Origin of the sequence: Mucilaginibacter lappiensis (assembly GCF_050433765.1) — a bacterium.
In the GTDB taxonomy this organism is placed as follows: domain Bacteria; phylum Bacteroidota; class Bacteroidia; order Sphingobacteriales; family Sphingobacteriaceae; genus Mucilaginibacter; species Mucilaginibacter lappiensis_A.
In genome coordinates this window covers 944,699-959,738 of the sequence record NZ_JBNPWP010000001.1, presented here as the reverse complement: position 1 = coordinate 959,738, position 15,040 = coordinate 944,699, and the positions used below count along the sequence as shown (strand labels likewise).

The following is a 15,040-nucleotide window of genomic DNA, read 5'->3' as shown; positions in this document are numbered from 1 at the left end:
AAACGGCTGCCTTTTTTCTTACTTTGGCTAAAAATCAAGATTTTACATGGATAGAATTTTTCAAGAAATAAAAAAACTGACAGACATACCTTCTTACTCAAAGCATGACAGATTTGTTCAGGGCATGATCAATGCAATTAATGAAAAGATCATTGGCCAGGATGAAATGCTGCCTTCAGTAAACAAGCTGATCAAAGAACTTGGTTTTTCAAGGGAAACGATAATGAAAGGGTACAAAGATCTGATCAGTCGCGGTATTGTTGAATCAAAAAACCGGCTTGGATATTTTGTTGGTAATGGCAATACGGAACAAACCCTTAACGTTGCGCTGCTCATGTATAACCTGGATACCTTTGAGGAACAATTTTACCGGAATTTTCGCCATGCACTGGGACCTAATGTGCATTTAAGTACCTATTTCCACCATGGAGATATTGAAATATTTGAAACCATCCTGATGCAGATAAGAGGCAAGTACGGAATGTATGTTGTGGCTCCTATCCCTCATTCAAAAACTAAGGAGCTATTAGATGTCATTCCCCGCAATAAACTGCTCATGTTTGACCGTTTTGAACCACTTGATGGCGATTTTAACCATATTACCCAGGAGTTTGGTCAGTCTTCTTACGAAATATTTGCAAAACTGGCGCCTAAAATAAGCCAGTTTGATGAAATGATATTTTATCACTCGCCCGATTCTTTAGACCCTAAGGAGATTGTACAATCTTACAAGAAGTTTCTGAAGGATTTTAAGATCAAGGGCCATGTTGAAAAGGAATACCTGCCGGGGTCTATTGAGAAGGGGAAAGTTTATTTTACACTGGATAACTTTGCGCTTTGGCAAATTATGCGCGACTGCAATAGTCAAAAACTAAAGCCGGGAAAGGATCTGGGGGTACTTTCAAGTAATGATGAACCCGCTAAGGAGATTATCGGAATTACAACCTTTTCTGCAGATTTTTCCAACATGGGTAAAATGGCCGGGCTTGCGGTGCTCAATAAAGAAAAGATACAGCTTACAGTCCCTATGATCTTATTTGAAAGAAATACGCTTTAAAAGCTCACATGAATTGGCTGGTGATCGCAAGCTTCCTGTTTTTTATTGGTATCCTGGCTTTTGCTTCCTGGTATAAATTAAGGCGCAATAGGCTCAATACACTGAATAGCTTATTCATGGCCGACAGGAGCCTGAGTTTTTTACTGGTAGGGGGCGGTTTATTATTCACCAATATCAATACAGCTACAATAATAGGAGAGAATGAACTTTCCTATACCCATAACATGTCGGTTATGGCTTGGGGCATAACTTCTGTGCTGGCCATGCTCCTGGTATCTGAGTTTTTAATGCCCATGTATCTAAGGCTGGGTATTGCTACCACGCCAGATTATCTTACAGCCAGATATGGCCGCGGAACCGGCAAACTCGTATCCGTCATCTTCCTGATCAGTTATATTATTAATTTATTACCATCCGTACTATATAGCGGGGCAGTTGCCTTCAATGGCTTATTTCATTTTTCTGAAATTTTAAAAACGGATTACTGGACCACGATCTGGATACTGATCTGGGTTATGGGAACAATTGGCTGTCTTTACGCTTTACTGGGAGGATTAAAAGCAATTGCTGTTTCGGATACGCTGCTTGGCCTGGGTATTTTTGCAGGTGGGCTTTTACTGCCTGTGTTTGCGCTCAGGTATCTCGGACATGGCAGCATTCTGCAGGGCCTCCATACCGTACTAAACACACATAAAGAACATTTGAATAGTATAGGCGCCCCTTCAGATCCTATTCCATTTGGTACGCTTTTTACAGGAATGCTATTGGTTAACCTTTATTACTGGGGTACCGAGCAGTATATTGTTCAGCAGGTACTGGCCAGTAAAGATCTTAAAAACAGCCAGAAAGGTATTGCGGTAGCATGTTTAGGCAAGCTCATTTCTCCCTTGCTTTTAAATGTACCCGGCCTCATTGCCGTACATATTTTTACCAGTATGCATAATCCTGCAGAAGTATTTCCAAAGCTTGACAGCCTGGTTTCGCCGCCTTTTATAGCCGGGTATATCGCGGCCATTATTTTTGGTGCCGCGTTAACAACTTTCAACGCCGGTCTTAACAGTTCAGGCACCTTGTTTGTACTAAATATTTATAAACCATGGCGGGAAAAAAAGTTAAAACAGATTCTGGAAAAGGACCTGATCAGGACAGCCAAAAAATTTGAGATCATTGTTTGTTTGGCAGCCATGTTTATCGCCCCGTTTATCATATTTGTTAAAAATGGGTTTTATACGTATGTACAAATTGTCAATGGCTTTTTCAATGTGCCCATTTTTACCATTATGTTTATGGGTTTTGTTACCAAAAGAGTACCGGCACTGGCAGCAAAAGTTGGCCTCACTTTTTTCATCGTTACTTATGGCCTCACGCAACTTGTATTTGATCTGCATATCCATTTCCTACATATACTGGCCATTTTATTTGTTGTAACCTGTAGTATCATGTTTGTTATCGGTAAACTTTACCCCATGCCTGTTCCTTACCAGCAAAAACTCAATAACCAGGTTAATATTGAGCCATGGAAAAACCGGCATATTTATAGCGGGATTTTGCTGGTGCTGATGATCCTGATGTTTATCTTGTTTTCGCCGCTTATTCTTGCAAAATAAATTTTGCACGGTAAAGTATATTTTCTATTTTTATAGAATAGACCAGAATAGAATTAATTTATTTTTATCTTAATCAAACCTAATATAACATGCGCGTTATGATTGCCTTTTTTTACAGGAAACTATATTTTGTATTTATACTATGTACATTTTCTTTTTCGGTTGCCCGGGCACAAGAAACAGGTGTTAAGTTCACTTCATCAGATAAAGAGATGGAAAATGCTTTTATCTGGGCCAAAGGTATGGCATTGCATTATAAAGGTAATGCAAATGATCCGGTAGGACCATGGTATGAGTCGGCATTGCCTCCCAGAGATGCCTTTTGTATGCGGGATGTATCACATCAGAGCATTGGTGCCGAAATATTAGGGTTAAGCCGGGAGAATCACAACATGTTTACTTTATTTGCCAGTAACGTTTCTGCTTCAAAAAATTGGTGCTCTTATTGGGAAATCAATAAATTCGGAGTACCCGCGCCGGAGGATTATAGGAACGACAAGGAGTTTTGGTATAACCTGCCAGCTAATTTCGATGTGTTGAATGCTACCTGGAGGCTGTACTTATGGACCGGCGACAGCAGCTATATCAGCGATCCGGCTTTTGTTCGTTTCCAGGAAAAATCTGTCAAAGAATATGTAGATAGCTGGGTGCTTTCGGCCGATTCTCTTTTAAAAAGGCCCGCACATCCTAACGCACCTATTCCTTTTAATGAAGAAGATTCTTTTCACCGTTGCCGTGGGTTGCCTTCTTACTCTGAGGGAGTGCCCAATTTGAAAACAGGGGCCGATCTCGTGGCTGCCTTATACAGAGGGTTACTTACTTATTCGGCTATATTGACAGAAAAGGGGCAAAAAAAGGAAGCTGCTTTATATGCCCAAAAGGCTGAGCAATACCGGCAGCGCCTGGAGGCCGATTGGTGGGACAAGAAAGATGAACGGTATTATACCTATTATAGCAACGATAATAAATTCGGTAAAGACGAAGGAGAGGCCTTCCTGCTTTGGTTTGATGCTTTGAAAGATGATGTACGGGTTAAAAAGACCATTGATCACATTAGCTCAAAAACCTGGAATATGGAAACCACTTCCTATCTGCCTTTCCTGTTTTATAAAAACGGTTATTGGGATAAGGCGAGAGATTATATATTATATCTTTCAGATCCATCTACCCAAAGAAGAGAGTATCCCGAAGTTTCTTTTGGGGTAATTGAAGGAGTTGTTCAGGGACTGATGGGAATAACCCCTGATGCGCGTACAAATACGATCAGCACTATTTATAAAACGAATAGTACAGGTAGTGCAGCAATAAATAACCTTGCTGTTATTCATACTATAATTGACATTACTCATCTTAATAAACACGAATCAGTTTTACGCAACACCGGAAAACGATCATTAAAATGGAAAGCCATGTTTTATGGAAATTACAAAATGTCTTATTCAAACAAAAAGCCGGTGCCTGTAAAAAAGGAAACTGATGCTCAGGGTAGAAAGATATCTTTTGTAGAAACTACCGTTCAACCCGGTAAAGCAGTAAGTGTTAAAGTTAAAGACTAATCCAAATTCATTAATGAAAGCCTGTAAAAACAACGTACTGATAATTATATTCCTCGTTTTAATTCAATCATCATTATACGCCCAAAAAACAGTTTTACCCCAGCAAACCGACAGGTGGTCTATTCAGCATGACGGTAGTATCACTTGGAATATAAAAGACAGGTTACCACATTCGGATCATATTGAAATGTCGGGCGAAAAAGTATCCCTTTGGGTTGCTTATGGTATTGATACCGCAGGAGTATCAAAAATTATCCGTACCGTAGTTTTTCCAACTTTCAGGATGCTTCCTGATGATACCAGGAGCCATATTGCTTATACCTTCGCTGATAATGAATTACCTCGTATCTACATCAATAATAACTTGCTCCGAACCGATATTTCTAAACTGAATGAATCAGAAGGTACTGCTTTCCAGGTTAAAAGCATCAATCATCATGGCATTATGCGAATATCAGCACAGGCCGTTAACCCCGCACTCGTTAAAATTGAACGGAGCCTGTTTCCTTCGGTTGATAAACCTTTGGCTATTGAAAAGTTTGAGTTCACGAATATCAGCAGTAAACCTGTAACGGTTTCTATGGAGCATTTAAAGCGTGAAGTAACAACCGATACCATCCGTAGTAAATCATCGCCCCATTCGGTTATTATGGAATCTGTTAACGATGGCAGCCGCGTATTACAGCCTGGCAAATCAACTGTTTTTGCTGTGTGCTACCGGGCTACGGATCATCCTTCGTCTCCCATATCTATTTACCCCGAAGCAGAAGAGAACGCAAGAGCAAAACGGATAGCCGAAATTTTGGCGCCATTGCGACTGGTAACTCCGGATAGTATCCTGAATACAGCATTTGCCTTTGCCAAAATACGCGGCACAGAAAGCATTTTTAAAACAAAGGGCGGATATATGCACGGTCCTGGTGGTCTATCGTATTATGCTGCTATATGGGCAAATGACCAGGCAGAGTATATTAGTCCGTTTTTTGCTTTCTCCGGAGATAGGATAGGGAACCTGTCGGCTATGAACTGTTACAGGATGTTTGCCAGATACATGAACCCTGAATACAATGCACTGCCAAGCTCCATAGTGGCAGAAGGTGATACCGTTTGGAAAGGGGCAGGCGACCGCGGTGATCAGGCGATGATCGCTTACGGCGCTTCGAGGTATGCGCTTACCTATGGTAATGTAGATTCGGCAAAGGTGTTATGGCCATTGATCAGCTGGTGTTTGGAGTACAGCCGCAGGCACGTCAACAACCGGGGTGTTGTTGAGTCAAAAAGTGATGAGCTGGAAGGCAGGTTCCCATCAGGTAAAGCTAATCTTTCTACCAATTGTTTGTATTACGATGCCCTGATTTCGGCTGCTTTGCTTGGCAAACAATTGCACATTCCAAAGGAGCAAATAAATAAGTACACAAAACAAGCCGCTGAGCTCAAAAATAATATTGAAAAGTATTTTGATGCTAATATAGATGGGTTTGAAACCTACAGGTATTATGAAACTAATAATGTTTTGCGTGCCTGGATCTGTATGCCATTAACTATGGGGATTTTTGACCGGAGCCGGGGAACGATTGATGCTTTATTCTCGCCTCAGCTTTGGACAGCCGACGGACTGGCCACAGAAGCCGGAAAAGACACTTTTTGGGACCGCTCCACATTGTATGCGCTTCGTGGCGTGCTGCAGGCAGGGGAAACAGAACGGGCAATAACGTTTTTGCATTATTATTCGCGCCGCAGGCTCCTGGGTGAGCATGTGCCTTATCCGGTTGAAGCCTATCCCGAAGGTAATCAAAGACACCTCTCTGCAGAAAGCGGTTTGTATTGCCGAATATTTATTGAGGGGTTATTCGGGATGCGGCCAACAGGTTTTAATAGTTTTAACTGTACACCCAGATTACCAAAAAACTGGAACTACATGGCATTAAATAACATTCATTCGTTTGGGACAGTATTTGATTTGAAAATAATAAGACAGGCAAATGGTAAAATAATGATGAATATAATCAAAGGAAATAATAAACAATCCTATATCACTAAAGAAGGAGAAATGGTTCATGTTAAGCTATAGCTGGCCTTGCTCCGTAAAACGTCATTTAAATAAAACGACAGCAAGGCTGCAGGCAGTTTTGTGATCCACTAAAGGGAGTAAACTAATAAAGCGGCCTAAAGCCGCTTTATTAGTTATTATTTAAACTGATTATTTTTTATTGAGGTGAGCTCCATCCATCTCCCCAGCCGGTACCTCCCTGGTTTTTAGTGTCTTTAATCAATTTGTCATATTTAACAGCCTGATCTTTAGTTAAAACAGTTTTGATCTTGGTTATTGTTTCGGTGCGAAGAGGCTTTATGGCAACTAACATTTTAGCATTGTCACCGTGCTCAGCCGCCTTAATTTTATCAAATTTTTGCGACGACTCCTTGTAAATTGCTGAAATTTTACCGGTTTGTACATCGGTGAGTTTTAGTTGTTTTTGTAGTTCTTTTGCCTTTTCAACCGGGCCTACTGCAGCCGGGTGAGTTTGGGCATTAACTGCTGTTGCTAATCCTATGAACAAACAGCATAGTAATAAGATCTTTTTCATTGTTAAATGTTAATTTAGATGGTTTATGATTTAAATATAGTTTTTATTGTTTGGATATAAAAGCTGTGTTTATAGCAATAGCTAATTTGATTTTGCTGTCATGGGCATACATACGGGTATGCCTTGTTTGTTTATAAAGGTTAGCTTTACCAGTGATTTAACTTTATATTGCTTTATCCCTTCGGTAATATACAAAAATTGATTCGGTAAAATGTTTTTAAAATATTGAACTGTTTTACTTCCAGCCCATTTTATCTCAATTTCGTCTATTGATTTTGCCTGACCAATCCCCATTTCCTGCTGTAATGGCGATGCCCCGAAACTTCCGCCCGAGTTCACATCTTTGTATACACTTCTTTTAACTCCATTTTCAGTAAAAGTCACTTTTATATGGCTTCCTATGGCAGCCTTATTTGCTTTTACTCCCTGCAGCTTTAAACTTATCCAGTTATTATTCCCGATTCCCGGATTTAGGTATAATGAGCTGGTATAAGAATCCCCTTTATAGGCGCCTCCCATTTCAGCATAAATATCCTGTTGCCCGGTATTTCTCAGGTCCGCAAAGGCAATACCATGACCTTTTTGTAAATTACCTGTGCGGGAAGATGCAGTAATGTCAACAAACCTTTTTCCATTAATGTTTTTAAATAATTTATTAGGCACTAATGATTTAAAATCAGGATTGCCTGTGCCAAAATACATGTCCGGGTAACCATCATTATCAATATCACCAAAATTACCCCCCATGCTATAAACCACCTTATTTAATCCTGCTTCTGTAGTTACATCAGTAAAAGTGCCATCATGATTGTTTTTATATAAAAACACGTTACCAGCATTTGGAACAGGGTGTCCCAGTGCTTCGGCAGCGCTATAGTATCCCAGTGTTTGGTTAAATTGGTAATCGCTTACCAGTATATCCTGCCAGCCATCATTATTATAATCGTAAAACCAGGTGGTAAATGTTCTTTCTCTATTTTTGTCAAGGCCGGCTTTCATGGTAACATTTTCAAAGCTGATGGATTGTCCTGTTTTACCTTTATTCCTGAGCAGGAGTTTGTTGCCATTCATGGTTGAAATAAAAATATCCTGCCAACCGTCATTATCATAATCGGCAGAAGTTACCCCCTTTACAAAAGCGCTGATATTACAATGTGCCGATGCTGCAATATTGGTAAATGTTCCGTTGTGATTATTAATATATAATGCACTGGATGATGTATCCCTGTCCTGAGGTCTGTTCATACTTTCAGTACCTACAAAAACATCAAGCCAGCCATCATTATTAAAATCGGCCCAGGTAGCTGTTTGGGTAGGATGAAAAAACAACAGGCCGCTTGGTATAGTAACATCAGTGAAAGTTCCGTCACCATTATTTTTTAATAAAGAGCTGGGCTGATTACCAAAGCTGCCGCTAAGCCATGCTCCCCTCAAAATAAAGATATCAGGATTACCGTCGTTATTATAATCGGTTTGTTGAATATTTAAGCCGCCCGTAATACCTTTTAGGCCACTTTGCCCGGTATGGTCACTAAAACTACCGTCTGCATTGTTTTGAAAATAGTGCATAGGATCACTCAGATCCCATCCCGACGTAATGATATCCAGGTACCCGTCATTATTAAAATCGTCAATAATAACACCACCCGCCCTGCCTTTTATATCCAGGCCCAAACTACCAGCTATATCAATGAACGGTTTTACGCCGGAAACACTGTCAGAATTTAAATCAGGGATTAACAACTGCTTGGGTACCTTTTGCGGGTATTCACCTAAAGTCATGTAAGCAATATTGATTAACCACCTGGATTCCAGATCATACGGATGGACTCTTAAAATTGCTTTATAAACATCAATAGCTTTTCTTGAACCAGTTTCGATCTTATGTACGCCATCATTTTTAATAGGGAAAATACATGATGACCCCGTATGATTAAGCATGCAATTATTGCGCTCGCCTAAACGCATATAAGCTATACCTATAGCAGGCATCAATTCTTCCATTGACATGAAATCCATGCGGTCGATCAATTTTTCATAGACATTAACAGATTGCTCTTCCCGCCCGGCTTCGAGCAAAAGCGATGCTTTTGAAGACAGAAGATAGGAACCCTGATCATAGGCACCTGTATTGAGGATGGAATCGCAATAAGCTATTTTGGTTTCCTCATTAAATGGGTTTGCAATATTATAGCTCTGTTTATTAAGCCTTTGAAGTATTTCAATCATTTCCTGGTGCGAAGAGCTTTGACAGCAAACTAACATGGAAGCCCCCAGAAAAAGTATAATTGGCACTGCAATTTTGTTTTTCATACATTATTTTCAAAACCTTGATTTAGTTTAAAATTCAGGCCCCGGCATACAATACAGGGCCTGAATTTTAAACCACTAATATTTTCCGTAACCAACATGGGCCATTCGTTCACCCATTTCGGCATAAGCCTCATTTGGGCCGGGCGCCCAGGTGCCCAGGCCGTCTACATACCGGTTAAACATGCAGAAGGCAGCTGCTATTAAAACGGTATCGTGAATTTCAGTATCTGTTGCGCCTTCTTCACGTGCTGCTGCAATATCCTCATCGGTTACATTTTTACCGTTCCCTTGTACCTGGTGGGCAATGTGCAATAGTGCCCTTAGCTTATCAGATACGGGTGTATTGGGTAAGCCTGCTTTAATATCATCAATAAGATTAAGGCCGCTTTTTAAATGAGCTGCTGCCGCCGCCGCGTGTGAAGTGTGGCAAAAGTGGCACTGGTTCCAGTAGGATACCGATGATGCGATGATCTCCCTTTCGCCACTGGTAAGGCGTGATGGGCCGCGTAATAGGGTTTCGGCCAGATCAAGTAATGGCCGTGCGGTTTCAGGCCGATAGTTCAGCAAGCCAACAATGCCGGGTAATTCTTCGTTGTTTAATTTAATATGTGCCATGTTTTTATTGATTAATGATTTTGTAATTTTTCTGTATGGTTTATTTATAAACACTTGACTGATAGCCGTCCAGCGCGCGTTGAGGGGCACGGTCTACGTAAAATTGCCGGTCCTGCGGCGCCCATGTTCCTAAGCCATCAACATAGCGGTTAAACATGCAAAAGGCTGCTGCTATCAACACGGTGTCATGAAGCTCCGTATCAGTTACTCCGGCTGACCGGGCATGATCTATTTGTTCGGCAGTTACGTACTTTCCTCCCTTTTGTACACTTGCCGCAATGGCTAATAATGCTTTCATTTTTGGCGATAGATCTGCTTGTTGAAAGTTTTCTTTTATCTGGTCAATATGCCTGATATTACAATCAAGGTAATGACCCGCTAAAGCGCCATGTACATTCTGGCAAAAAAAACAGTCGTTAAGATAGGATACATAAGTAGCTATCAGTTCACGTTCACCTCTGCTTAATGAATTTTCTCCTCTTAATAATACCTCGGCCAGCGCGTTTAAAGGACCTTCGGTTTCGGGCCGGTAAGCCATTAATCCCCGTATGCCGGGTAACTCATTATTTAATTCAATGTGTGCCATGGGTTTTTATTTAATGTTTGAATTTTTATAGCTTAGTTTTTAGTTGCCGGCTTTTCTCTTACAAATAATACCACCAGCAATCCTATAATAAATACGAGTGAAAAGGTAAATATCGCATTGCCATAACCACCAAGTGCTGATACCAGCACACCAACAAATAATACGGCCGATGCAGTAAATATGCGGCCTATGTTAAAGCAAAAGCCGGTTGCCGTTGCCCTGATACCGGTGGGGAACAATTGTGGTATGTAGGCCGATAGTACCCCCTGGCTTGCCCCAAAGAACAATGCCAGTACAGCAATTTCGACATAAATAACCGGGCTGAATACGGTATTGGTTTTAAACAATATGAAAGACATACCCGCGCAGACTGCAAAACAGATAAGCATGGACCGCCGTAATGTTAACAGATTAACCAGCCAACCTGAAAAGAAACCGCCGGTTAAGCCGCCCATACCTAAAAACATCATGCTCAAACCACGCTCTTTTGCGGCATCGTGTGTGGTGATGAGGCTTTGAACCCAGGTAGGCAGCCATGAAAATATGGCCCATAAACCAATCAGCATGGTGCCAAATGTTAACGATCCCACAATCAGTTCACGGCGGTGGCTGGCCGAAAGTAATTTATTAAGCGGATTGTTTTTATTGGCCTTGTCGTTGCGGTAGTTTAACCAGCTTTGGGATTCTGATAACATCCATATGCCGCTAAGTGCAAGTGCCAACGGAATAGCGCCGATCAAAAAACCCTCGCGCCAGGAAGAAACCACGTAGTTTATTAAACCAGCAGAAAATATCCCTACCGGAAAAGCGATAGAAAGAATACCAATAACAACCGCCTTACTCCTGGCCGGCCAAACTTCGCTCACCAAGGTCATGGTGGTTACCAATACGCCGCCAACCCCAAAACCGCTCATGAAGCGGCATAATACTACGCCCCACCAATTGGGCATTTGCCCGGTTAAAATGGTAAAAATCCCATAGCAGGTTACTGCCATGATCAGGGCTGTTTTACGGCCCAGTTTATCGCTGATTACTCCCCAGGTAAAGCCTCCGAATGCCCAGCCAAATATGAAGATGGCATTGATATAACCGCTTATTGAGTTTACCTCACCGGGGGGCAAGTTACCTTGAAGGTCTTTTACAACTACCGGCAGGTAAACAGACATCAGGGTTGATACCGTACCACCCAGGGCGCTGCTCAAAAAACATATCACGAATAATATCATCCGGTAAACCTTAGTGATATTTGTTGTGGGTTGGCTAACCCGCTCATCAATTACAATAGTGCTCATATTGGTTTATTTTAAAAGGTCATCAAATACAATAGAAACATAATATATGGCGCCAATGGCCGGTGAGCCGTAGGACTGGTAGATATGCTTATTGAAAATATTACTGCCACCCAGTTTAATGGTCGATTTTATTTTTGGCAGCCTTTTGCTCACTTGCAAATCAACCATGGAATAAGCGTCTACACGGCCAGGGCGGGTGCCGTTAAACGTTCCGTACCAGTCATAAGCGGTTTGCCAATGCCAGGCCATGTTAAAGCCAAAATCATTAATAACATTGCTGTTGCCAAAAGTGGCATTGGTGCTCCATTTTGGCGTATTAAATGCAGCTATATTATTTGGATTGGCATTACGCAGGTTAAAGGTCGATAAGGTACCATTACCGCCTAAAGCATAACCTTTGTCAAATAGATAGGTTAAACCGGCGCTTGCTCCTTGTGCCGATACTTTGTCGGGAGCATTGGTGTATAACTGGAACGCATGAACCTTGCCATTAGGGATATCACTCGCGGCCGCGGTATTGATACTTCCATCAGCAGCAAGAATAGGATTGTCGGGCTGTATAACTACGGTGTTAAGGATAAAGTTGGTATAGCTACTGTAATAGTAATTTACATCAACCAATAGTTTATCTGCAATTAAACCTTTATAACCCAGCTCAAAGGCTTTTTGCTGTTCGGGCTTAATGTAGGCTACGTTTGATTTTTTAAGCAGCCCTTTATTGTTTGCAACCGCCTGCGGAAATGGTGTGCCGCTTTGCATAGCTGCTCCAAACGCCGCGCCGAACGCGCTTACAGATGATGCAGTGAATGAGTTTTCGTATACGTTTAATCCTTTGCTGTTGTTAGGCGCGCCACCCAAAATGGTGATAGGGCCTACATTGAGATGGATAAACTGATCAACAGGGGTAGGGTTCCTGAAGCCGGTTTGGTACGATGCCCTGAAATTTTGGGTTTTATCAACTGTATATACTGCCGAAAAACGAGGGGTAAAGTTGCCTTTAAAGTTCTCGTTTTTATCAAAACGAAGGGAGGCTGTCAGTTTCAGGTTATCATCAAATAACCTTTTTGCAGCCTGTATAAAGGAGCCATATTCTTTGATGGTTATCTTGTTGGTTTTATCATCAAACAAGCTGCCATTGGTAAACATTCTGTAATCACGGAAACTACCACCTGCAAGCAGTTCAAATACTTTTATGGCACTTGTAAAATCATACTGGCCTTCGGCATGGTAAAATTTACTGTTACTAAAAACTCCCGCTCCGCTCAACCCATAATTATGGATGGATGCATCTTTAGCAGTATTAAATGCATTTGTCCCTGGTAAAAAGCGGCCCTGATCGGCAAATGTTCTTGCGGTGGCATTATTTTGGGCAGTTACACCGTTTACGTTTCCATTATAAGCCGCGCTGTAACGGGTGAACCAGGTATCGTCGGCTTTATCAGGTGTTACTACATTACCACTCAGATCTTTTACCCAATCACGGTTGACGAATTGCGCCAGGGAACGGGTATTGTAGGAGTCATGAGAGTTTTCGGCAACGGAATATCCACGGATAAAAAAGTTGCTGCCTTTTAACTCTGCCCGGTGAGTTTGCAATACAAAGTTATTAAGATCGAAACGGCTGCTGCCTGTATAGCTGGCAGTACCACGACCATAGTTGTATTGATAAATGGCCTCTAAATTGCTACTGATACGGTATTGAAGCGCGCCGTTGAGTTTAAGGCTGTATACATTATAGTTCATCAGGTCCTTTTCTTCATAACCTGTTCTGGAAACAAGGCCTATGCCGGGCAAGGTGCGTGACACTTCATCGCCATAAATATTTAGCGCGTCGCGACCGGGGTTATTAGGGCCACGCTGCGCAGGAGGTGTTGATGCGCTTACATCGGTATAGTTATCCGCATACCAATCGCGGCCGGTAAGGTATGACGCGTTAATTTTAAAGGCAAATTTGTCATTAAATGCTTTGGCATATCTTGCGGCAAAATCGTAAAGACCTTGTGGTTTAACTGCTGACTCGCCGAAATGGTTCATCCCCGTTTTTACCTGAACCGTTAAGCCCTGATATTTAAAAGGGTCTTTTGTGTGCAGGGAAAGTAAACCGTTAAATGCCACAGGACCATACAATGCCGAAGCAGCACCGGGAATCACTTCCGCGCTTTCAATATCAATATCTGATGCACCAAACAAGTTACCTACCGAAAAATTTAGGCCTGGGGTTTGATTATCAACCCCATCAACCAATTGCAAAAACCTGGAGTTACCTGTGCTGTTAAAACCACGTGTGTTGATCTGCTTATAGGTTAGGCTGCTGGTTACCGCTTCAATGCCCTTTAAGCTCTGCAATCCATCATAAAAAGTGAAGGAGGGATTTTCCTTTATCGCCTTAAGATTCATTTTTTCGATGCTTACAGGCGACTGCAAAATGCTTTGGTTAATACGTGTGGCGGCAGATACAACTTCGTTAAGCACAATAGCTTTTTGCTGTAGTTTTACGCTGATGCTGCTACCCAATGTAGTGATCTGCCTGTCAATGGGCTCATAACCCATGGCAGAAATTGTTATGGTAAAAGGTAGCTTTATTTTACTAATGGTTAAGGTATAATTACCCTTTGAGTCGGTTATAGTGCCGGCAAGTTTGTCTTTAACACTAATGCTTGCGCCGGCAAGAGGTTTGCCTGTAGTAGCATCGGTTATATTACCCGTTATTTGGGTTTCCTGCGCAAACAGGTTTATAGATGATAGTAGTAATAATATGATAAATAAAAGTTTTTTCATTGTAATTAGGGGGTTAGATTAATCAGGTTTATTTTTTAAGGTGATCATACCCTTGCGGTAGGCGGGTATAGCCATGATTTACCAGCCGTTCGGCCAGTACATTATAGTAGCTGGCATCAACGGGCAAGGCTGTTGCCATACCATCTACATAGCGGTTATACAGGCAAAACAGTGCGGCTATGAGTACCGTATCATGAATCTCTATATCGGTTGCTCCCTCAGATTTTGCTTTTTCAATAATTTCGGGAGTTACCTGCCGGCCGCTTTTACCTGTGAGTGCAGCAATGGTTAACAGGGCTTTCATTTTTTCGCTTACCGGTGCTGTTGCAATATCCTGTTTTACCATTTCGGCTGTGTTGTTTTCACCAAACAGCATATCAGCGGCAGCTGTATGGGCGGCAGTACAAAATTTGCACTGGTTACCAAAGGAAACTACTGTGGCAATTAGTTCGCGGTCAGCTTCGCTAAGGGTTGATGGTCCCCTGAGCAGGATCTGTGTAAGTTCGCGGATAGGTTGAGCTGTATCTTTACGGTATTCCAATAAGCCGGTTATACCCGGCAGATGGGTTGCAAGAACTATGTGTGGCATAATTGATATTAAATTTGATTACAAGCGGGAGAGGGGCATGTAGTTAATTACAAGGGTAGACC

Annotated in this window: 11 protein-coding genes; 4 read left to right on the top strand and 7 right to left on the bottom strand. The window is 41.7% G+C overall.

From position 1 onward, the window contains the following. The first annotated feature begins 46 nt into the window (after positions 1 to 46). The 4 genes from M2273_RS03845 (at position 47) to M2273_RS03830 (ending at position 6,291) form a co-directional block, all read left to right on the top strand. Positions 47 to 1,057 (top strand): winged helix-turn-helix domain-containing protein, encoded by a 1,011-nt coding sequence (locus M2273_RS03845; protein ID WP_429393207.1) that lies wholly within the window; start codon positions 47 to 49, stop codon positions 1,055 to 1,057. Positions 1,058 to 1,065: 8 nt separating this feature from the next. Next, positions 1,066 to 2,664, top strand: a complete 1,599-nt coding sequence (locus tag M2273_RS03840; protein WP_429393204.1) for a solute:sodium symporter family transporter — start codon at positions 1,066 to 1,068, stop codon at positions 2,662 to 2,664. 98 nt (positions 2,665 to 2,762) lie between these two features. Continuing rightward, the gene (locus M2273_RS03835) at positions 2,763 to 4,220 is read left to right on the top strand and encodes a hypothetical protein (protein WP_429393202.1); all 1,458 of its coding nucleotides are present in this window, start codon (positions 2,763 to 2,765) and stop codon (positions 4,218 to 4,220) included. Between the two features lie 13 nt (positions 4,221 to 4,233). Beyond that, positions 4,234 to 6,291: a hypothetical protein gene (locus M2273_RS03830; RefSeq protein WP_429393199.1), complete on the top strand. Its 2,058-nt coding sequence runs from the start codon at positions 4,234 to 4,236 to the stop codon at positions 6,289 to 6,291. A 136-nt stretch (positions 6,292 to 6,427) separates the two neighbouring features. Here M2273_RS03830 and M2273_RS03825 read toward each other — a convergent pair whose 3' ends face one another. The 7 genes from M2273_RS03825 to M2273_RS03795 all read right to left on the bottom strand — a co-directional run bounded on the left by M2273_RS03825 (position 6,428) and on the right by M2273_RS03795 (position 14,978). Further along, on the bottom strand, positions 6,428 to 6,805 hold the full coding sequence (locus tag M2273_RS03825) for a hypothetical protein (RefSeq protein WP_429393197.1): 378 nt from the start codon (positions 6,803 to 6,805) through the stop codon (positions 6,428 to 6,430). An 81-nt stretch (positions 6,806 to 6,886) separates the two neighbouring features. Further along, entirely contained in the window at positions 6,887 to 9,118 is a 2,232-nt protein-coding gene (locus M2273_RS03820; RefSeq protein ID WP_429393194.1) for a CRTAC1 family protein, read from the bottom strand. 75 nt (positions 9,119 to 9,193) lie between these two features. Continuing rightward, positions 9,194 to 9,733 (bottom strand): carboxymuconolactone decarboxylase family protein, encoded by a 540-nt coding sequence (locus M2273_RS03815; protein WP_429393192.1) that lies wholly within the window; start codon positions 9,731 to 9,733, stop codon positions 9,194 to 9,196. Positions 9,734 to 9,773: 40 nt separating this feature from the next. Further along, complete coding sequence (locus M2273_RS03810) at positions 9,774 to 10,319, bottom strand: carboxymuconolactone decarboxylase family protein (protein WP_429393190.1); 546 nt, start codon at positions 10,317 to 10,319, stop codon at positions 9,774 to 9,776. A gap of 32 nt (positions 10,320 to 10,351) precedes the next feature. Continuing rightward, positions 10,352 to 11,611: an MFS transporter gene (locus M2273_RS03805; protein WP_429393188.1), complete on the bottom strand. Its 1,260-nt coding sequence runs from the start codon at positions 11,609 to 11,611 to the stop codon at positions 10,352 to 10,354. Positions 11,612 to 11,617: 6 nt separating this feature from the next. Beyond that, positions 11,618 to 14,389: a TonB-dependent receptor gene (locus M2273_RS03800; protein WP_429393186.1), complete on the bottom strand. Its 2,772-nt coding sequence runs from the start codon at positions 14,387 to 14,389 to the stop codon at positions 11,618 to 11,620. Between the two features lie 28 nt (positions 14,390 to 14,417). Continuing rightward, complete coding sequence (locus M2273_RS03795) at positions 14,418 to 14,978, bottom strand: carboxymuconolactone decarboxylase family protein (protein ID WP_429393184.1); 561 nt, start codon at positions 14,976 to 14,978, stop codon at positions 14,418 to 14,420. Positions 14,979 to 15,040: the final 62 nt, after the last annotated feature.

What these genes read in the sequence shown, in the direction of transcription:
- M2273_RS03845 (WP_429393207.1), top strand. Translation starts at nt 47, where the DNA reads ATGGATAGAATTTTTCAAGAAATAAAAAAACTGACAGACATACCTTCT.
- M2273_RS03840 (WP_429393204.1), top strand. Translation starts at nt 1,066, where the DNA reads ATGAATTGGCTGGTGATCGCAAGCTTCCTGTTTTTTATTGGTATCCTG.
- M2273_RS03835 (WP_429393202.1), top strand. Translation starts at nt 2,763, where the DNA reads ATGATTGCCTTTTTTTACAGGAAACTATATTTTGTATTTATACTATGT.
- M2273_RS03830 (WP_429393199.1), top strand. Translation starts at nt 4,234, where the DNA reads ATGAAAGCCTGTAAAAACAACGTACTGATAATTATATTCCTCGTTTTA.
- M2273_RS03825 (WP_429393197.1), bottom strand. Translation starts at nt 6,805, where the DNA reads ATGAAAAAGATCTTATTACTATGCTGTTTGTTCATAGGATTAGCAACA.
- M2273_RS03820 (WP_429393194.1), bottom strand. Translation starts at nt 9,118, where the DNA reads ATGAAAAACAAAATTGCAGTGCCAATTATACTTTTTCTGGGGGCTTCC.
- M2273_RS03815 (WP_429393192.1), bottom strand. Translation starts at nt 9,733, where the DNA reads ATGGCACATATTAAATTAAACAACGAAGAATTACCCGGCATTGTTGGC.
- M2273_RS03810 (WP_429393190.1), bottom strand. Translation starts at nt 10,319, where the DNA reads ATGGCACACATTGAATTAAATAATGAGTTACCCGGCATACGGGGATTA.
- M2273_RS03805 (WP_429393188.1), bottom strand. Translation starts at nt 11,611, where the DNA reads ATGAGCACTATTGTAATTGATGAGCGGGTTAGCCAACCCACAACAAAT.
- M2273_RS03800 (WP_429393186.1), bottom strand. Translation starts at nt 14,389, where the DNA reads ATGAAAAAACTTTTATTTATCATATTATTACTACTATCATCTATAAAC.
- M2273_RS03795 (WP_429393184.1), bottom strand. Translation starts at nt 14,978, where the DNA reads ATGCCACACATAGTTCTTGCAACCCATCTGCCGGGTATAACCGGCTTA.